The following is a 20,433-nucleotide window of genomic DNA, read 5'->3' as shown; positions in this document are numbered from 1 at the left end:
AGGTCCTTATGGATTTAATACTTTTTGGTATCATGGTTGCAGGTTTATTTTTCTTTCTCATTGCCTACCTTATCCAGAAGACTACGCCTTCCCAGGGGCGCCGTTTATTTTCTAGTAACAGTGCGGCAATTGAAGTCAATAAACGACGTCATAATATTATCTCGGAGCAATTTTCAAAAAGATTAAATTCCATAATGGGGTTTGCCAAGGATCCCGTCAAGGCCAAGGAACTCAAGAAAAAGCTTATGTTAGCCGGTTGCTATGGCAGTCGTGCCTTCTCCCGCTTTTTATTTTTTAAACTTACATCGCCTCTAGCGGCGATAATAATTGGAATTCCTCTATCATTGAACCTCAATGTTGGTTTGATAATGAAGCCGGTTTTTCTTTATCTGCTCCTTGCATTTGGTTTCTATCTGCCCAATCTCGTTTTGAATCACAAGATTTCGGCCAGGCAGAAGAAAATCTCGGAAGGATTACCCGACGCCTTGGATTTATTGGTAGTTTGTGTAGAGGCCGGATTAGGGCTAAATGCAGCTATGAAAAGGGTTGCGGATGATCTTAAGATGAACAATCCTGTCTTAAGTCTTGAATTCAATATGCTTAATTTAGAAATCCTGGCGGGATTAGATCGTGAGCAGGCCTTGCGCAATCTGGCAGAGCGCACCGGTGTTGAGGAGTTATCAACCCTGTGCGCCATTCTCATTCAAGCCGATCGATTCGGTACCAGCATTGCCCAGGCGTTGCGGGTACAATCCGACACTATGCGTACGAATCGCCGACAACGCTTGGAAGAACTGGCAGCAAGGACACCGGTGAAATTGGTTTTTCCTTTGATACTTTTTATATTCCCAGCTCTCGTTGTCGTTATCTTAGGTCCGGCAGTTATTCAGGTAGCCGAGTCGATGGCTAAAAAATAGATTGCCTCGATTTTAGCACGGCCCTGTTCGCAGAAATTTTTAGAATAGCCAGAAGCGGCGGTCAGCATGAAGAGAATTTCAATCGTCAGTCTCGTTGGCCTATTTCTATTATTATCTAGCTGGGTAGACGTCCATCCGCAGAGTGCCCTGATCCGCCTGAGTCCGGATGGTTCTCTGCTCATCGCTGAGAAGGCCGGGGTAAACGGCCCGCGCATCCTTCAGCCGGATAATGATCTCGAACTGTTGAGCCGCAGCCTGCCGGTCAGGATAATCCGCGGTTCGTCCCCAAGTTGGGCGGGAGAGCCGATCATTACCAGAGGCGGGAGGGGCAGGGTTCGAAGCTGGTCCTCATCCTCTCCGGGTGATTTCCAGGTTGCGGCTATGATCCGGAAATACGCCCAGGAACACGGGGTCGATCCCGGTCTGGTGCGTCTGGTGGTCCAGAAAGAATCAGGTTTCAACACCCAGGCGGTTTCACCGAAAGGGGCTATGGGTCTGATGCAGCTCATGCCGGGCACCGCTTCCTTATTGGGGGTGCAGGATCCCTTCGACCCAGAACAGAATATTGCCGGGGGGGTGCGCTATCTGAAACTCTGTCTCCAACGTTTCAATAATAACCTCTGCCTGGCCCTGGCGGCCTACAATGCCGGGCCGGAAAACGTCGCCCGGTATCAGGGGTTGCCGCCGTTTGCGGAAACGCAGAATTACGTTGCCAGCATCATGCGCGAATACACCGGGAAGGATGTCCCGGTGCCGGCTACTTTCGGGGCACCCCCGCCTCCCTCAGCACCGTCCCCGCCTCCGGCGGCAGAATTAAAAATCAGGCCCGCCGGATTGCAGCCCCTATATGTCGGCGGCCAGGGACGCCTCTCCATTATCCAGGCCCGGAAGGCCAAGATTATTACAGTCATACCTCAATAAGGCAATCTACTTAATTCTTACCCGGCCTCAAACCTCCGCCTTTGTTCTTGGACCTCAGGTAAATTCCTGGTAAGTTTACCAAGAGAATACATTTCGAGTTGAACAGATCGGGGATAGCAGATCGTTGCGGACTTATTTTCATGGTTCCTAGGTGACTTACGCTAATTTAACATCAAAGTTAGAGTTTGGAACAACTGACTTGAAGGTCGATTAAATAAGGTGGAACAGGCTTTCAGCCTGTTCAATTCAATGTGGCACAGGCGGGACGCCTGTGCCACCGATAGTTTTTTCAATTATTCGTAATACTTCAGCTATCTGAGATAATAGATCAGGAACATGGTTGGCGGCGCCCACCCTACAGCACCACAGCATCGACAGACCCGTCTGTAGGGGCGAATCTGGTATTCGCCCCAAACAACTGAAGTGTTACAATTATTCTATTAGATGTGTTGTAGTGTTGTAGTGTTGCAGGGCGGGAAAGCGGAGCGCATCCCGCCTACTGCAATTCTCCGAAAATTAGTTCTGCACAGGATAGAAAGTCTGGGCCAGCAGTAGCTGATTTTCATGGTTGGCGGGTTATCTTAAAGGAATGACAACAGGTTGATATTATGAGACCGGATGAATTGTCCGACTCGCTGCCGCTGTTGGCAAAGGAACTCGCGAGGTGGGGAGGGCGGGTGAATGATCTCCTCCCCATTGCCGGGGATGGCTCGGACCGCCGGTATTTTCGGCTGCGGCGGCCTCAGGGCGATATCGTCTGCCTGTATCATCCCCACCCTCCCGGGTCCCAGGTTACGGAGAATGACTCTTTTTATACCATCGGCCAACACCTGCGGCGGCAAGGAGCGCCGGTCCCGGAGATTTACATTTACTGTCCGGAGGAAGGCTGGTTTTTACTGGAAGACCTGGGAGATGGCAATCTGCAGCAAGAAATTCAGCGTTTAGGGACAGGTCCCGCCGGGCTGGAGCTTTATCGCCGGGCGCTGCACATCCTGGTGCAGATGCAGGTCGCCGGGGCGCTTGGCTTTAAAACCGAATGGTGTTTCGATACCGCGTTCTATGATGCCGCCCTCGTGCGGCAGCGGGAGTGCCACTATTTTGTCCGGGCTTTTTTGCAGGGTTATTGTAATCTGCCGGTGGATTTAGAGGCGCTGGCGGCGGATTTTGACCACCTGCTGCAGCAGGCGCTTGTTCCTGAGGTGAGATTTTTCCTGCACCGGGATTTTCAGTCCCGGAATCTGATGGTGCATCAGGGCCGATTGAGGGTGATAGACTTCCAGGGGGGGCGTCTGGGGCCGTTGCAGTATGATCTGGCGGCTCTGCTGCTCGATCCCTACGTGGGTCTGTCTCTGCCCCTCCAGGAGATACTCCTGGCGGAGTACCTGCTGCTTCTGCGGGACCGATTAGATTTCGACCCCGATGCCTGGCGGCAGCGCTATGATTACCTGGCCATCTGTCGCAACTTACAGATGCTGGGGGCTTACGGGTTTTTAAGCCGGGATAAAGGCAAAGTACAGTTCGAGCGTTTTATTCCCCCTGCCCGGGCGAGCCTGCGCCGGCGGCTAGAAATTGTGGGGAGGGAACAGTTTCCGGTTCTGGGGCAACTTTTAGAAATCCAGGTTAAAGAATAGATCGCCGCCGGAGTTTTTCCGTCCCAGTTGCGTCTCGGCGCTGAAGTACTTTCGGATTTTATAGTCCAGGCGGATCTGGTTGACATCTTCCCCCTGTAGGGGGTTGAGTTTTCGCTCATAGCTGATGGTGATGTTTTTACTGACCTTTTTTCCCAATCCCAGTGCTTCCTGACTGGTTGAGGGTGTAACTTCCCCAAAGAACGGCAGTCTGCCGCCCAGGAGGGCTTTTAATCTCTGGGCTGTGAGTCCGCCGATCAGACCCATAGCCTTCTGGGTGACGGTGACGTATTCCTCCCGAGTCATCTTATCGGCCAGATGATCGAAAATCAGCAGGGAAAGCAGGTCCCGGGGTGGAAGGGGAGGGGAGCTTTCCAGCCGGGTGCGGAGGTTGTCCACCGGCCCGGAAGCGGCCACCGACAGCATCACTTCATCGATCTGCCGGGTGGCCCGAGCATCCAGAATAGCGGGTTTGTTCGGTTCTCCAGGAAAATTCAGCGTTGCCTTATCGAGAGTAAAGACTTTATCGCTAATGGTGAGGCCGCCGCGCCGGGCTTTGAGACTCCCGGCCAGATACTTGGGCTGCGAGGGGTGCCGGATAACCCGAATCTGCCCCTGAATCTCGGTCTGCAAGTCCTTATCACGCAGCCAGAGGTTCCCGGGAATGTCAATAACGATATGAGTTCCAAAGCTTTTTTCGACCTGGCTAGGGGCGGTTGGCGAAGCGGCCGCATCGCCTTTGACCGGCAGTGGGCAGGTTCGTGGTAGGAGAACAATATCTTTATTTCTTTCGGACCGGAAAAAGGACAGGCGAAACGTCCCGCTTTTGACCAGTAAACGGCCTTCGGACTGGAACGCCGGCCAGGAACCGCTCAAGGAGACCTGACCGTCGGCCACGGCCGTGGACCCTTCCTTCTTGATAATTAATACGTCTTTCATCTGGAGGTTAGTCTGAACTCCTTGGAGCAGCAGACCATCCAGACGGGCGTTGCCCTTAACCACCCCCTGGCCATCGCCGCTGTGGAACAGCAGCTTGGGCAACAGAAGTCGGTCTCCTTCCAGGAGGAGTTCGCCGGGCTCGAGGGCCAGCGGCGCCCCCGAGTGACTGATAGTGAGAGAGCTCGGGCCCCAGTGTAAGGCGCCTCTGAGTGAGGGGCGTAGCACACTGCCGCTGGCCTGAACCTGGAGGTTAAGGGGACCGTCGGCGGCAGACACACCCGGGATAAGGAGAGACAGGAGGGAAAGGGTGAGATTTTCACTTTCGGCCCGCATATTCAGGCCACTCTCGGCGGGCTGCAGCGACCAGGGATAAAGCGATAAACCTAAGGGGACGGAACCCTGCCAGGTTAGTCGGTTTTTGCCGGGTTTTTCCTCCCACCGGCCGCGCAGGGAGAGGGTCCGGTCTTGATAGAGCCAGTCTGTCTGCAAGGAGTCGAAGCGGAACTTGGCCAGTTGGCCGGAGGTCAAGGATACGCTGCCTTTCATGATCGGCGAACTGGCGGGGCCGTTGATGGTGGCCTGGGCGCTAACGATACCGTGCAGGAGCGAAGCGCTGGGCCATAACCGGGCCAGGTGCCGGAGGCGGAGCTTATCTACCTGAAGCTGCAGGGAGACGTCCTCGCGGGCAGCACGGCCGCCCAACGTCAGGACGCTGTCTTGATACTGCAGCCGCAGAGGGGAGAGCTCAAGTCGGTCCGGGGTCAGGGTCAGAGTCGCCGGCCGGGCCATCGTGAGCTGAGCGGCGGCAGGGCCAAGCCGCAAGGTGTTGATGGTGAGGTGCTTTGTCTCTGTTCTCCATGAGGCCGCGCCGGACAGAGAACCGACAGTTCCCTGGTTTTGCCGGGCTTTCAGGTCGAAAAGCAGATTCTGCTCCCGAGTCTGGCCGGTGGCCTCAATTCGAGCCAGGGAGCCGAGGGGTGACTCCAACCGGAGGGCCAGGATAGCGAACTGAGAAATAGTGAGGCCGCTTGGGGACCAGAACCCGGCGGATCTTCCCTGCAACGATCCTAATCTGAGGCGTCCCCAGGAGACACTATCACCCTCAACCGCAAGCTGATAGGATAAAGAATTCCAGGGACCTTTGACGTCACCATTCAGACGCAGACGCCCCTTCAGATCGGCAGGAAGCAGGTAACCCGGTCCTGGCGCCTCCAGATTCAGGACCATTCTGAGATCGGCGCTCGCAGCAGTCAACCGGCCTTGCGCCTCCGCCCGCAGACCACCCGAAACCAGGCGAGCCAGGTCCAGACGCAATCCGCCCTGTTCCCAACTACCTCCGGCTGAGAGTTCCTGAAAGGCATATTCCTTGAATCTGCCGGTGGCCTGAAGCCGGCCCGCCAGCCGTGCCTGGGAAAAATCAAAGGAGGCCGGCAATTGAAAGTCCCCGGTGAATTTGGCGTCGACCATGCCCGGAGGCGCCAGGCCGCCCGAGGCCAGGGCGGGATTAAAACTGCTGGCAGTTAGTTTCAGTTCACCCGTCAGGGGTTTTTTTACTGCGTGCAAGGGGAATAACTGTCCGGTTAATTCGCTCTCCAGTCTTCCCCAATTGCCTTGCAGCTTCAGGACCAGGAAGTGGCGTTGAGGATCATCCTGCCGAAGGGCCAGAGAGCTGGCGTCAAATTTGACCTGACGGTAGCTGAAGGGTTCCAGGTCAAGACGGCCGGCCAGTTTGGCGTCCGTTCCCGGAATTCCGGCCCCGGTGAGGCGAATGGCCCCGTTCAAAGGGGTCAGACTTTCCAAGGGCAGTTGTTTAGCGCTCCACAGTTGTATCAGCGTCGGACTGAGTTCTTGGAAATTCAGCGCCATTTCATATTCCGGCGCACCGTTGGATGGTCGCTGCCAATGTCCATGCAAACGCCACCGGCATTTCTGGACAGCTCCTTGACCATCGACCTGTAGATCTGACATGGTTCCCTTGACCTGCAAACCGGCGCTGACATCTGCCCCAGTCGGCCATCCTGGCCAGAGGTGGTTGAGCCGGCTGCCAGCAAGCTTGGGAGTCGATAAGTTCAAGGCAAGTTCAGGGGTATCCGTCAGGTTTTTTACCTCTCCCTGCAGGTTCAATACTTCAATATCATTCAGCGAGAGAGTCGTCTCTTTGATCTGCACTTTTGACGCGGCATAGATCAGGGAGGCATTGAGGTGCAAACGGGGATAGGGAGGGGTGGTAAAGCCTAGAGATGCCCAGTGTACCTCAAGGGCCTGTTGCGGCCGTCCTGGCGTATGCACCGTCAGATCGATATCAACTGCCAGATCTTGAAACCTCAGGTGTCGTTGGGGCTGGCGTATTTGGACGTCGCCATTATGAACCTGAATCGCCCGCAGGTGGATCTGGGCAAAAGGCGGGGGCGGCCGTTTCTTGAGCAGATTAGCTACATTCCAGTGGCCGGCGTCATCCTGGGTTAGCGTAATTACCGGCTGCCGCCACGAAAGGATGCCAATTACCGGTTCGAGCCTCAGGAGAGAGAGCAACGATAACCTGACTTCCAACTGCTGAGCCTTGAGGATATCGCCTTGAGGCCGACTGATGGAGATATCGCTGAAGACCATACCGGTGAGCAGATTGCCGGAAACCCGGCCGACGCTGACCTGGGCATTCAGGCGATCCTGCACCGCCTGTACCAGACGCCAACCCACCCATTCCCAAAAAGATGTCGTGGTCAGAAACCAACTGACCAGGAGGAGGGTACAGAGCAAGCCACTCAGGCACAGGCCGGTTAGCCGCCGCCATCTTATCCTGCGGGGAGAGGCCTCGGTCATGGCAACCTCATATGAGTAAACCGTTTGAGAGCAACGGTGCCGCAAGGCGCCGCGTCAAACAGGAAGGAGGGTCAAAAGGGCTGATACCGTAATGATAACCACAAGAAGCCATCTTTGGCAAGGCCAGGCGTGGCGTGCGCCGCTACTTAAAAAGAATCGGCTTTGGGTTGCAGTTAAAATGCATGACCGATATTGAGGATAACCTGGTACGTGTCTTTATCCCGGTCTATCGGGTTGAGAGGCCAGGCAAATTCAACGCCAACGGGGCCGATGGGGGTCTGGTAGCGGAGGCCGAAACCGGCGCCATATTTCAGTTGCCCCAGATCGGTGTCTTCCAGCCTGCTGAAGACGTTGCCCGCATCGAAAAAGGCCACCCCGCGAAATTCCTGATACATCGGGAATCTCAGCTCGAGAGTGCTTAGGAAGATTGACTCACCGCCCAAAGGATTGCCGGACGAATCGCGGGGTCCTAAGTAATACATGCGGTAGGCTCGCATATTCGTCGGACCGCCACTGAAGAAACGTCGATAGATGGGAATCTGGTCGGTGTTTTGAATAGGTGGGATAAGACCGAATTTGGCTCGGGCAGCCAGGACGACGTTTTTCAGACCGAGATTTTGAAATTGCCGCACATCCAGACTGGACTGAACGAACTGCAATTGGCCGGACATGAACCTGGGAGCCCATTCACCCACCAGATAAACCTGACCGCCCTTTTGGGGATCGGCGGGGTTGTCGATAGAGGAGCGGCTGAGACCCCACACCAGCATGTTGGCCCGATAGAGCTGGCCAGGTTGAGTAGCAGTCAGCAATTGCAAAGCCAGGTCGGAAATTCCGTAGGGACGGGCAAACTCAAGCCCATGGCCGATGTAGGCCTTGGTCTTCCAGGGCAGTTGCTTCTCAACAATAGACCGGGTAAATAGAGCTCGATCGGAAAAGGTTGGATAATAGCGCCAGAGCAGCCCGGAAGTTACAACCAGATCCAGATCGGTGCCAAAAATCCGGGGATTCAAAAAAGAGCCTTCAAACCGGGTTTCCAAACGGGAATATTTGCTATTCATTTCCAAGACCCGGCCGCCGCCGGCTAAGTTGCGATACCGCAGGATAGCGCGAGCTCGGAACTCATCCCAACTGCCATAGCCTGCTCCGATTTTGAGGGAACGTTTTTTCTTCTCACTTACCACCACCGTAATGGGAATTTCTCTCTGGTGGGCAGGGACTTCCTCCGGTTCGATCAGGACACTCTGAAACAGATCTAATTCATAGAGCCGTTCCTGACTGGCAATGATTTTGGCCAGAGAAAACCGCTCTCCCGGTTTAATCTCTAAATAACGTTGGATTAAAGGTTCCGGCGTATCCTGCTGGCCCTTGATGGTGATTCTGCCGAAGGAACATACCGGTCCCGGCCATACCTGGATATAGACGGCGGCAGTGTTGGCTTTTGGGTCGAGCAGGACTTGGCCTTCGACTCTCCCCTTAGGATAGCCGTTGTCCAGCAGATGGTTCAAAATCTCTTTTTTAAGTTTTTCAAAATCTGATTCCGTAAATCTCTGGCCTAATACCAGCGGACTGAATTTCAATAAGGTCTTCGCTTGAATCTGCGAATCGGTTTCCACTACACTGATCTCAATTTTGATCACCTGAATGCCAGGGCCTTCCTGGATAGCCAAACGGATGTCAACCCGCCCGTCAGACTCCTGCACCTCCGGCGAGATAGAGGCGTGATAAAACCCTTCCCGACGGTATAAGGCTTTAAGGCGGTTGATATCGTTCCTGAGATCTTCGGGGTTATAATGCGGCAATGACCTCCAGAAAAAAAAGGGGGGACGCGGGGTCAGCAGCTCAGCGTAGATCGTGTCGGAACTGACCGATTTATTACCGACCAGTTTAAGGGTATGGATAAAGAGGGGGGGCGAATCCACCTCGGCAACCGCCGTCTGGATACTGGTTATGAGGCATATAAGAAACACTAAAGCCGCTGCAGACAGCCTTTGCCCAAAATGGTGGTCTTGGCGCATCGTTTTCTACGGACTGAATTTGCCGTTAAAGGTTTTCTGCACCTCATGGCGAATAATTTCAATGGCAGACGCCGCCCGAGGGTCTAAATGTTCCAGATTCCAACGGTGGCCAATAGCTCGGGAATTATGAGATTAGATGTGAGGATCGTCCATCAGTTCCTTTTTTGCTGCCGTATCATAAGGCTAGATTTTTAGAGCGATCCGATATTTTCATTGTGAGGTGGCGATTAAAACGGCGCGACCGGGGGTCAGATCAAATTATTCCGGGATGTTCTTCCGGCGGCCGATGCTCAGATCGTGCAAGGGTATCAGAATGTCGGCTAATTCTTTGACCTTTTTGGCGCTTTCATAGGCCTCGATGACATTGATATGCACGCCGGAAGGCACCACCGGGCCAGATATGGGAAAGTTCTGTTCATTGCAACAGAAACCGGTGATGATAGCCTTGCCTTTTTTGGTGTTTACCACCACCGACTGGCCGCCGACGGTATGCCCAGGCGTCAGAATCACCTGAATGCCGTCTACTATCTCCTGATCGCCGTCTAAGAGCACCACCTCATTTTCATCCAAGAGGTCGGGGAAGTAGCGGTGGTCAATCGGATGCGGATTCTGAAAAAATTCATATTCCCGCCGCTGAACCAAGATCTTGGCGTTCTGGCATTTATAGTCATTCTCGCAATGATCGTTGTGCAGGTGAGTGTGAATGATGAGGTCAATATCCTCGGGTTTGAGGTTGTAGGTTGCCAGGGCCTCCTCAAATTCCTGGATTTTGATGTTATATTCCGCTTCTACTTCCGGCGGGACGACAAATTGTTCCAGACCGGTATCCACTAAAATGTTTTCTCTGCCGCCTTCTAGATAGAAGACATAAATCGGTATCCAGATTCTCTTGCCGTAACCCTTCAAATAGGTCATAACCCCCTGGTCGGTGGCATTGGCCCCGACGACGAGGGGGTGAATCGTATATTCAGTCATAGCAGTACCTTAAGTAGGAAGATATCATTAAAATCCTCCCGCCCCAAAGAGGCCATTTTGCAGGAGGATCAGAAAAAATAATCGCCGGTACCCGACTAACAGTTTTCAAGCAATGTGTCAGGTGCCACCTCACAAACGCAGTTAATTGTCAGAGGTTCCGTACCCTAATCTCTTTACCTTTATTCATTAACCATGACCAGCGAAGGCTGACGGAGCATCTTTCTCTCAGGTAACAATATTAGTTCAAATGCGGAACGCCGTCAATGCCTGAGATGATGATATAAGACTGCTGCGGTTATCTAGAGAGGCTCTTGTAAGGCTCATGCCAAGCTCTCCGGCAGAGCCCCAGGTTGGGCGGGAAATACGGTGATCAGAGAGTAGATTTTCCGTTTTCCTTGGATATTTTCGGGTGTTCATGGTAATTTGAAAGCACCATGTCATTGAGGCACCTGATTTTGAAGCTAGGCGTTACTATTGTCAAATTATCAGGGAAATGTAGTTTCCGATTGTTGATCGAAAATTAAATTCTGTAAAGGCTAGAAAGCCTGTCCCATCAAGAAATGATTTTACTTCGTTACGGGGAATAATAATTGAATTTTCTTGGGAAGGGGAGAGAAACTGTTGGCGAAAGGAGCTTTCAATGAGTTACGAGCAGAAAATTAAGGACCTTATGGTCTCCTTGGAGGATTATCCGCATGTGCCGTTCTGGTTCAGTTTGGAGCAAGCCGCAGTAATCGCCCGGGAAGCGGCCATCAAGTTTGAGGGTGTTTTTGAACCGCGGGCTATACTGGTCTTTGACGAAAAATATCATCTCGTAGGCATCCTGACCCTCAAAGATATTATCCGGGGACTCCAGGCAGAACTGTTTGATAAATCAGGAATGGCGTTGGCAGGATTCTCCTGGAGAGATCTTACCGGGCCAGATTTGCAGGGAAGGGCTCAGAAAGCTGTGAGCGAGGTTATGAGTCCGATCAGCGTGACGGTAGATGCCGATACCCCCTTGGTAACGGCACTCTCCTTAATGATCAAGGATAATCTGGAAAGAATTCCGGTTTTAGAAAATAACCGGGTGATCGGCATACTGCGGATCACCGATTTATTCAGGGAAATTTCGGACGCTCTATTGGCTGCAACAAAACTTTAATAAGCCGATTCTGTTTTGTCAGAAGCCATGCATATTCCAATTCTAACAGATTTAGTAGTCATTTTTGGCCTTTCTTTGGTGGTTCTGTTTGTCTGCCACAAGTTTCAGGTACCAGTAACCGTAGGATTTATTTTCACCGGCATCCTGGCGGGACCTCATGTCCTGGCGCTGGTTCGGGCCATCCACGAAGTTGAAATACTGGCGGAGATCGGTGTCATCCTGCTGCTCTTCACGATTGGGGTGGAGTTCTCCTTTGCCAATCTCCTGCAGATCCGCCAATCGGTGTTGGTGGCGGGACCGATTCAGGTTGTGGCCACCTGTCTGGCCGGGATAGTCTTGGCCTGGCAATTCGGCCGCTCCTGGGGGGAGGCCATATTCATCGGATTTCTGCTGTCGTTGAGCAGTACTGCTATCGTGCTCAAGCTCTTGCAGGAGCGGGCCGAGGTTGACACTCCGCATGGCCGTACCAGTCTGGGTGTATTGATTTTTCAGGACATCGTCATCGTGCCGATGATGTTATTTGTTCCTTTATTGGCCGGGGCCTCGGAAAATATCGGCGTTTCTTTTCTTGTCTTGTTGCTGAAAGGCCTGGTAATAGTTTCATTGGTCATCGTTAGCGCCAAATATGTAGTCCCTCAGGCGCTTTACCAGATCGCCCGCACCGGCAACAGGGAACTCTTTTTAATCTCAATTGTGCTGATTTGCGCCGCAGTGGCCTGGGTAACCGCACAGGCCGGCCTATCACTGGCCTTGGGAGCTTTTTTGGCCGGGCTGATCGTATCGGAAACCGAGTACAGCCATCAGGCCCTGGGTAATATCCTGCCGTTTCGGGATGTTTTCGCCAGCTTCTTTTTTATTTCGATCGGTATGTTGCTGGATGTGAATTTCCTTCTGAACCATCAGGTGGTTATCGTCCTCCTGACTTTAGGGGTACTGCTAAGCAAGGCGGTCCTTGCCGGAGCGGCCGCCTTGGCCCTGAAATTCCCTCTACGCACGAGCATTCTGGTCGGGTTGGCTCTCTGCCAGGTGGGAGAGTTTTCGTTCATACTTTCGAAAGTCGGCGTAATTAAAGGATTGTTTTCGGGTGATGACTATCAGCTCTTCTTGGATGTGACCATCCTTACCATGGTGTTGACCCCGCTCGTTATGGCCCTGGCGCCGCGGACGGCGGATTTTATCCTTCGGTGGCCATTGCCGCAAAGATTAAAAATAGGCTCGCATCTCACGGAGGAAATCGGTAGATCGATTCCCACCGACCATTTGATTATCGTAGGCTACGGAGTGAACGGGCGGAACCTGGCTCGCGCCGCCAAAACCGGCGGGATCCCCTACGTTATTGTGGAGATGAATCCGGAGACCGTTCGCCGGGAACAAGAAGGCGGCCAACCTATTTTCTATGGAGACGCCACTCAGGAGGAGATACTGATACATGCTCGTATTAAAGAGGCCAGGATTATTGTTGTGGTCATCAATGATCCGGCAGCCACTCGGCGGATCGTCACCCTGGCCCATCGGCTAAACCCGCAAGTCTATATCATCGTGCGCACTCGCTATCTGCAGGAACTACAGCCTCTCTTCGAGTTAGGGGCCAGTGATGTCGTGCCCGAGGAGTTTGAAACCTCAGTGGAGATTTTCACCCTGGTTCTGAAGAAATACCTGGTGGACAGAAATGAAATCGAGCGATTTGTCACCGAGGTACGGGCAAACGGTTATCTAGTATTGCGGGGCATTTCGAAGGAAGTCGATTCTTTTCGGGAGGTAGGGTTTGGCCTGCGAGACTTTGAGATCAGCACTTTTCGTCTCCACGATGGCGCTCCTCTGGTCGGAAAGTCTTTGGCTGCAATAGAACTCCGGAAAAAGTATGGAGTGACCGTTCTGGCCATCCGACGCGGGGTTTGGATGCTGCCCAACCCGGATCCTGACATGCAACTGTTATCCAACGATCTGCTTATCGTTATGGGAACACCGGATGATATCTGCAAATCCGTGCCGCTCTTTACCGACCGGGAATGCTCGCTGAATATAGTTAGAAAATAAAGTTTCGAGTTAAACAGATTGGAGCCATCAAATCACTGCGAGCTTATTTCTATGGGTTGCGGGTGTTTTTGAAAGAATGGCAATGAGAACCTATCGTCAAACAACTGCTCAGGGGATAAGGCTATAACAATGGGAGCAGAGAGGTATTTACACCATGATAAATCATACCCGCATCGTTCGAATCGAGGATTACGAAGAATTAGTCGGCGCTGAAACGGTCGAGCGCATCATCAGGAAAGCCAGTTCTCTCAGAGATCTGCATGTGGTTAACGTCAACTCCACCTATTATGGAGGCGGGGTGGCTGAACTGCTCGGGTCTATGAGCATTCTGATGAATAGCGTTGGCATTAAAACCGGCTGGCGGGTGATCCAGGGCTCCCCGGACTTCTTCAGTATCACGAAGAAGATGCACAATGCCCTGCAGGGTGGCGAGATCAACCTCACCGAACGGAAAAAAGAGATTTATGAAGAGGTGGTGTATGAAAATGTCATCCGAACCCATTTGGACCATGACTTGGTGATCATCCACGATCCCCAGCCCCTCCCAATGATCAACCATTACCGCAAACGCGGTCCCTGGATCTGGCGCGGCCATGTCGATCTGAGCCGTCCCAACCCGGAATTGTGGCAATATTTCCGGCCGATGGTGGAAAAGTATGATGCCGTTATCTTTAGCATCAAGGAATATGCTCAGGAATTGAAGACCCCGCAGCTCTTTTTTATGCCGGCCATCGATCCTTTTTCTATTAAAAACCATCGGCTCAGTGAGGAGGAGATCGACGAGCGGCTAAGTCATTATAACATTCCCACCGATCTTCCCCTGGTGGTGCAGGTCTCTCGCTTCGACGTTTGGAAAGATCCTCAGGGAGTGGTAGAAGCCTTCAAAATTGCCCGGCAAGAGGTTGATTGCACCTTAGTGTTGCTTGGCAATGTAGCCACCGACGATCCCGAGGGGCCTGAAGTATATGCCTCTCTGCTCGACAGCCAGGAAGAACGTCTGATCATATTGTCGGTGCAGGACACCGCTCTGGTAAATGCCTTGCAAAGTCGGGCGGCGGTAGTTTTGCAGAAGTCTCTCCGAGAAGGGTTTGGCCTCACCGTAACCGAGGCCATGTGGAAAGGAACGCCGGTAATTGGAGGTAATGTCGGCGGCATCCGCTACCAGATCAGAGATGGCGTCAATGGTTTCCTGGTGAATACCGTGGAGGAGGCCGCAGCCAGAATTGTTCAGGTGGTTAAAGGAAAAGCTCTGCGCCAGCGCTTAGGGGAGGCCGCCCGGGAGACGGTGCGACAAAACTTCCTGCTGAGCCGCAACCTGGAGCAATACCTGGACCTGTTCAGTTCTTTTGAAACCAATTTCACCCTGAAGCATATCCCTGTCTCTGGAAAACCATAGAGTTTCGATTTTTGAGATAAACAGATTGAAACCATCAATTTGCCACCAGTTTTTCTTCATGGTTCGTGCTGTCAGATAAAATCCGCTTTATCTTGACTATTTCCTGCACACGGAATTCCTCGGGATTATCATAGGGAGGTGCAATGAATTGGTATCAACTCGAGATTCAACAGATATTCGAAAAACTGAAAACCACCGAACGCGGCCTGACGACAGATGAGGCCAGAGAGCGTCTGCTAAAGTTCGGGCCCAATAGACTGGCGGCAGAAGGAAAGATCAGCCGGCTGCAAATCCTGCTGCACCAGTTCAAGAGTCCCTTGATTTACATCCTGCTCATCGCCGCAGTCGTGACTTTTTTCTTGGAAGAGTATAAGGATACCGGGGTCATCACCGCAGTCGTGCTGCTGAACGCCCTCATCGGCTATATCCAGGAAGTCAAAGCCGAAAAACAGGTGCGCGCTCTAAAAAGAATGGTGGTTGCCAAAGCCCGTGTGCTTCGGGATGGCAAAGAGGTGGAGATCGATGGCGAGGCGGTTGTTCCTGGGGACATCGTCCTGCTGGCCTCTGGCGGCCGCATACCGGCCGATGTCAGACTCCTGAAAACCATCGAGTTGAGAACAGATGAGTCGATGCTCACCGGAGAATCCCTCCCGGCTGAGAAGAAGACCGTCATAATCCCGGAAGATAATCTTCCCCCAGGAGACCAGCTAAACATTGCCTTCATGGGTACAGCGGTGGTCAATGGCCGGGGCAGCGGCGTAGTAGTGGCTACCGCCGCTCAGACGGTTTTAGGCCACATCGCTCGTGACGTGCAGGAGATTGAAGTTGCCAAGTCGCCGCTGCAGGAAAAGATCGACCGATTTGCTCAGGCCATCGGTATTATTGTTCTGGTGGCCGCTTCGCTCCTGTTCGTAATCGGCATTCTGGTGGGAGAAAAGGCGGAAGACATGTTCCTGACTGCGGTAGCTGCCACGGTAGCCACCATCCCCGAGGGTCTGCCCATTGTGGTTACGATTGCCCTGGCTATTGGGGTGGCGCGCATGGCCCAACACCTGGCCATCATCCGCAAATTACCGGCTGTGGAAACTCTGGGGAGCACCACGGTTATCTGTTCGGATAAGACCGGTACTCTCACCAAGAACGAAATGACGGTGAGACTCGCTTATGACGGTGAAAAGGTCTATGAATTCGGTGGTAGTGGATACAAACCCGAGGGGGAGATTTTAGAGGAAGGCCGTCCTATCAGGGCAATTGCTGACCATCAGATGGCGCTCCTGTTGCGTATCGGACTCTTGTGCAACGAATCTGAGATCTATGAAGAAGAAGGTGACTACAAAGTGGATGGTGACCCCACCGAAGGGGCCCTCATTGTTGCGGCCATGAAAGCCGGCCTCAACCCTGCTGAGGAAAGGAACAACCTGCCACAATTGTTTATCATACCTTTTGAATCGGATCGCGGCTATATGGCAACGGTCCACCGACAGGGCGATCGAAATGTAATTTATGCCAAGGGGGCGCCGGAGAAAATCCTGGAACTCTGTTCCGGCTGTCGGTATGGAATCTGTGAAGATGTCCTCAAAGTTGCCAACCACTTTGCCCAGGCAGGGCTCAGGGTGCTGGGTATGGCCTATAGGGAAATTCCGGCTGAGCAGGTGGAGATCACGGCCAAAGATTTGCAGACCGGATTAACCTTTGCCGGATTGCAGGGTATGATCGATCCTCCGCGCCCTGAGGCTATCGAAGCAGTCGCCGGCTGTAAACAGGCCGGTATCCGGGTGGTAATGATTACCGGGGATCATGCAGTCACTGCGTTAGCTATTGCCAGACAGCTAGGTATTGCCCCTGAGGAAGAGGTGGTGGAGGACCTGGCGGCAAAGCCGATGGATTCCCTTACTGACGAAGAACTTCTATCCCTTACCCAAACGGTCGCGGGATTTTTAGCTCTGCGCTCCGGTCTGAGCAACCGCCAGCCTGAAAGTATTACCGGCAAACATGTTCGGGCCATGAGCGATATGGAGTTTCTGGGACTCCTCAAGGACCTGCTTGCCGCTCTGGTAAAAAGGGCCGGGCCAGAGGGTGCGGTTCGACATGTCCTCGCAGGCAGGGAGATAGAAACCATGAGTGATTCTACTCTCTTTCACCTGGTCCAGAAGGTATCGGTCTATGCCCGGGTGGCTCCGCAGCACAAGCTCCGCATCACCCAACAATTGATGAAGCACGGGGAGATTGTCGCTATGACCGGGGATGGGGTCAATGATGCTCCCGCTTTGAAGACGGCCCATATCGGGGTGGCCATGGGCAAAACCGGCACTGATGTGGCCAAAGAATCTTCGGATATGGTTATCGCCGACGATAATTTTGCCAGTATCTACCGGGCCGTGGAGTTGGGACGGATTGTTTTTGACAACATACGCAAGGTCATTTTTTTTCTCATCCCTACCGGTATCGCAGCGATTATATCCATCATGGCGACCGTGATGCTGGGATTGCCGCTTCCCTATCTGCCGGCCCAACTCTTATGGATTAACATTGTTACGAACGGTCTGCAGGATGTGGCGCTGGCCTTTGAGCCGGGAGAGAAAGATATACTCCAGCGGCCCCCCAGAAATCCCAAAGCCGGGATCTTTAACCGTCTCTTGGTGGAGAGAACCATCTTGGTGGGCTTATTGATTTCTACCGGGGTAATCTACGCCTTTTTGCATGCCCTGCACCAAGGGATGTCTCTGGAAAAGGCCAGGACCATTGCCGTAACGACTATGGTTTTCTTTCAATTCTTCCAGGCACTTAATAGCCGTTCCGAGATGCAGTCCCTCCTGAGGATGAACCCTCTGGGCAACCCATTCCTCTTTTTCGGGACCATAGCTGCTTTTCTGGCACATTTAGCAGCTATTTATCTGCCATCTCTACAATGGCTTTTCCGCATGGAGCCGCTCACGCCGGTGGATTGGTTACGGATCGGGTTAATCTCGATTACAGTCATCATCGCCGTTGAGATCGATAAATTGGTGCGGAGAATAGTCACCTCGGTATATCATTGATATTTGCCCAGCTTCGTAAGTTGGTCTCTTAAGACCGCTGTGCGGGAATACCAACTGCGGGTTGCTCCGCAATAGTTCTTGAAAGGTGAATTTACCCTTGATTCAGAGAAAGACATGGCCCTGCGTTTACTAGAAATGACCCTGCCGAAGCCGCATGTGCGGGAAGTGAAAGAATTGCTCCAAGACGAACCGGTGGTAGAAGTCTGGTATGATCAGATTTCGGAAGAGCTAACTCTGCTCAAGATCTTAGCCTCTTCGGAAGAGACGGAACATCTTATGGATCTGCTGGAAAAGCATTTCATCCGCCAGTCCTGGTTTCGCCTCATCTTGTTACCGGTATCGGCTTCGATTCCGCGGGTGGAAGAAGCTCAGGTTGAGGAGAAGAGTCCTCCCAGCATCGAACCACCGCAAAACGACCAAAAGAAAACAGACTTTCTGGCCATTGCTGCAGTACGTTGGCCGGCCTGTCTGTAGAAGAGGATCTTGTATTCGCCCCAAGCAACTCTGCCCGGTCTGGTTTCCGCCGGATACCATGAGGTTAGATCATGATTTATTTAGACCACAATGCTACCACGCCTATCGCACCGGAGGTGGCCGCCGGTATACAGATTTTTCTTCAGGAGGAGTTCGGTAATCCCAGCAGCGACTATCCCTTAGGTCAGCGGGCCAAGGCTGCAGTTCAGCAGTCCCGCAGTCAGGTGGCGGCATTGTTGGGTGCTCAACCCGAAGAGATTGTTTTTCTGAGCGGCGCCAGCGAGGCAAATAACTGGGTGCTGAAAGGTGTTGCCCACCACCTGCAGCAGAAAGGAAGGCACCTGATTACCACCGTTATCGAACACCCGGCAGTGCTCAATCCTTGCCTCTTTCTGATGGAGGAAGGCTGGGAAGTTGATTTTATCAAGGTGGATTCCCAGGGTCGGGTTGATCCGGATGACGTCCGGCGGGCCTGTAAGCCCCAGACGGTTTTGATTTCGATCATGCATGCCAACAACGAAACCGGAGCAATCCAACCCTTGGCGGAAGTTGGCCGGTTTGCCCGGGAATATGGTATCTTATTTCACACGGATGCGGCTCAAAGCGTTGGAAAAATACCCACGATCGTCGATGAACTGGGGGTTGATTTCCTTACGGTGGCGGGGCATAAATTTTACGCTCCTAAAGGTATTGGGGCGCTCTATATCCGGCGAGGGGTAGTTTTAACGCCTTTGCTGCACGGGGCTTCGCAGGAGGGCGGGCGGCGGGCCGGTACCGAGAACGTGATCTTTGCCAACGCCCTGGGCCTCGCCTGTGAACTGGCGCGAAACCGACAGCCGCAGGACCGGGAGCATTTTCTATTCCTGAGAGATCGCTTACACCGGCGGTTACAGGAAGGCTATCCTGATTTAGTTCTCAACGGTCCGGAAACTGCTCGCCTGCCCAACACCCTTAACGTCTCCTTTCCGGGTTTGAGCGGGGCCGATATCCTGGCCGGCATTCCAGAGTTGGCGGCTTCTACCGGCGCCGCCTGCCATGGCCCAGGGGTGAGGCTTTCCCATGTATTAGCGTCCATGGGGGTGTCCCGGGAGGTAGGTAAGGGGGCTGTGCGTCTGAGCGTCGGACGCTCGACGACTGCGGCAGAGGTTGACCAGGCTGCAGCTTTGCTTCTCCAGAGAGTGCAGGCGCTGTCGGCGGTGTCGTGACGTCAAATAGGGGCGAGAGGTTTCTTTGTCGGCGGTTATGCTAAGCCACTGGTGGGTTTTATATGGCCTGGGCGCGGCCTTGGGACTGGCCTCTTCTGATGCCCTGATGAAACGATGGTTTTCCGACCTGTCTCCCTACGGCATGACATTGCTGCGCCTGCTCTACACGGTTGCCATCCTCTCCGTCGGTTGGTGGTGGACGCCGGTGCCTGACTTATCGTGGCAATTTTTCCTGGCAGTGGCGGCGGCGCTGCCACTGGAGGCCGGTGCCAATCTCCTGTATATGCGGGCCTTAAGATCCACGCCCCTATCGGTCTGTGCCCCGATGATGGCCTTCACACCGTTGTTTTTGATCGGTGCCGGCTGGCTGCTGCTTGGGGAGAAATTAAATTTCTGGGGTATACTGGGAATCGTCGGCATCGTTTGGGGGAGCTACCTGATCAATATTCAGGAACAGCGGCGGGGTTGGCTGGCACCCTGGTCGGCTCTATGGCGACTGCCGGGACCACGCTGGATGCTCATGGCAGCCGTCCTCTACTCGATTACCTCGGCCTTGGGAAAGATTGCGGTACTCTATTCATCGCCCACATTCTTCGGTCTATTCTACCCCACAGTTTTCGGCGGAGCGATGTTGGCCGGCTACCCCTGGAGCTCTTCCAAGCCCGGCAGGATGCTTCTAAAACGGCCGATATGGGGTCTTCTTGTGGGATTCTGTCTGGCCGTCAGCATCCTGTGCCATTTTCATGGGATCAAACTGGCGCCTGTGGCCTATCTGATCGCGGTAAAACGTCTCAGCCTGTTGTTTAGCGTACTGTATGGCGGCTTCTTTTTCCGGGAAGAGCATTTTGGAGCTCGGTTTGCCGGTGCTAGTTGTATGACCGCCGGAGTGGTTTTAATTACCGGATGGGGCAGTTGACAGAG

13 protein-coding genes are annotated in these 20,433 nt (G+C 53.2%); 10 read left to right on the top strand and 3 right to left on the bottom strand.

Annotation, left to right across the window (positions count from 1 at the left end):
* The first annotated feature begins 8 nt into the window (after positions 1 to 8).
* The 3 genes from DESAC_RS10355 to DESAC_RS10345 all read left to right on the top strand — a co-directional run bounded on the left by DESAC_RS10355 (position 9) and on the right by DESAC_RS10345 (position 3,469).
* Positions 9 to 917 carry a type II secretion system F family protein gene (locus tag DESAC_RS10355; protein WP_013707020.1) on the top strand — a complete coding sequence of 303 codons (909 nt, stop codon included), beginning with the start codon at positions 9 to 11 and terminating at the stop codon, positions 915 to 917.
* Between the two features lie 66 nt (positions 918 to 983).
* On the top strand, positions 984 to 1,838 hold the full coding sequence (locus DESAC_RS16875) for a lytic transglycosylase domain-containing protein (protein ID WP_013707019.1): 855 nt from the start codon (positions 984 to 986) through the stop codon (positions 1,836 to 1,838).
* Positions 1,839 to 2,446: 608 nt separating this feature from the next.
* Positions 2,447 to 3,469: an aminoglycoside phosphotransferase family protein gene (locus tag DESAC_RS10345; RefSeq protein ID WP_013707018.1), complete on the top strand. Its 1,023-nt coding sequence runs from the start codon at positions 2,447 to 2,449 to the stop codon at positions 3,467 to 3,469.
* Here the strand turns inward: DESAC_RS10345 and DESAC_RS10340 are convergent.
* The 3 genes from DESAC_RS10340 to DESAC_RS10330 form a co-directional block, all read right to left on the bottom strand.
* Positions 3,446 to 7,225: a translocation/assembly module TamB domain-containing protein gene (locus tag DESAC_RS10340; RefSeq protein ID WP_013707017.1), complete on the bottom strand. Its 3,780-nt coding sequence runs from the start codon at positions 7,223 to 7,225 to the stop codon at positions 3,446 to 3,448. The genes DESAC_RS10345 and DESAC_RS10340 overlap by 24 nt on opposite strands.
* Before the next feature lie 173 nt (positions 7,226 to 7,398).
* Positions 7,399 to 9,195, bottom strand: a complete 1,797-nt coding sequence (locus DESAC_RS10335) for a BamA/OMP85 family outer membrane protein (RefSeq protein ID WP_169311529.1) — start codon at positions 9,193 to 9,195, stop codon at positions 7,399 to 7,401.
* A gap of 306 nt (positions 9,196 to 9,501) precedes the next feature.
* On the bottom strand, positions 9,502 to 10,218 hold the full coding sequence (locus DESAC_RS10330) for an N-acyl homoserine lactonase family protein (RefSeq protein WP_013707015.1): 717 nt from the start codon (positions 10,216 to 10,218) through the stop codon (positions 9,502 to 9,504).
* A 640-nt stretch (positions 10,219 to 10,858) separates the two neighbouring features.
* Between DESAC_RS10330 and DESAC_RS10325 the strand changes: the two genes are divergently transcribed.
* The 7 genes from DESAC_RS10325 to DESAC_RS10295 all read left to right on the top strand — a co-directional run bounded on the left by DESAC_RS10325 (position 10,859) and on the right by DESAC_RS10295 (position 20,428).
* Positions 10,859 to 11,362 (top strand): CBS domain-containing protein, encoded by a 504-nt coding sequence (locus DESAC_RS10325; RefSeq protein ID WP_013707014.1) that lies wholly within the window; start codon positions 10,859 to 10,861, stop codon positions 11,360 to 11,362.
* A gap of 27 nt (positions 11,363 to 11,389) precedes the next feature.
* Positions 11,390 to 13,399, top strand: a complete 2,010-nt coding sequence (locus DESAC_RS10320) for a monovalent cation:proton antiporter family protein (RefSeq protein ID WP_013707013.1) — start codon at positions 11,390 to 11,392, stop codon at positions 13,397 to 13,399.
* A gap of 154 nt (positions 13,400 to 13,553) precedes the next feature.
* Positions 13,554 to 14,795, top strand: coding sequence for a glycosyltransferase (locus tag DESAC_RS10315; RefSeq protein ID WP_013707012.1), 1,242 nt, complete (start codon positions 13,554 to 13,556; stop codon positions 14,793 to 14,795).
* 143 nt (positions 14,796 to 14,938) lie between these two features.
* Entirely contained in the window at positions 14,939 to 17,833 is a 2,895-nt protein-coding gene (locus DESAC_RS16815; RefSeq protein ID WP_013707011.1) for a cation-translocating P-type ATPase, read from the top strand.
* 114 nt (positions 17,834 to 17,947) lie between these two features.
* Positions 17,948 to 18,307, top strand: a complete 360-nt coding sequence (locus DESAC_RS10305; RefSeq protein WP_013707010.1) for a hypothetical protein — start codon at positions 17,948 to 17,950, stop codon at positions 18,305 to 18,307.
* Between the two features lie 71 nt (positions 18,308 to 18,378).
* Positions 18,379 to 19,512, top strand: coding sequence for a cysteine desulfurase family protein (locus tag DESAC_RS10300; protein WP_013707009.1), 1,134 nt, complete (start codon positions 18,379 to 18,381; stop codon positions 19,510 to 19,512).
* A 25-nt stretch (positions 19,513 to 19,537) separates the two neighbouring features.
* Positions 19,538 to 20,428 carry a DMT family transporter gene (locus tag DESAC_RS10295; protein ID WP_148231227.1) on the top strand — a complete coding sequence of 297 codons (891 nt, stop codon included), beginning with the start codon at positions 19,538 to 19,540 and terminating at the stop codon, positions 20,426 to 20,428.
* The last annotated feature ends 5 nt before the right edge of the window (positions 20,429 to 20,433 follow it).

It is taken from the genome of Desulfobacca acetoxidans DSM 11109 (genome assembly GCF_000195295.1).
GTDB lineage: Bacteria > Desulfobacterota > Desulfobaccia > Desulfobaccales > Desulfobaccaceae > Desulfobacca > Desulfobacca acetoxidans.
Note: the sequence above shows the minus strand (reverse complement) of the source record. Positions and strands in the feature narration are given on the sequence as shown.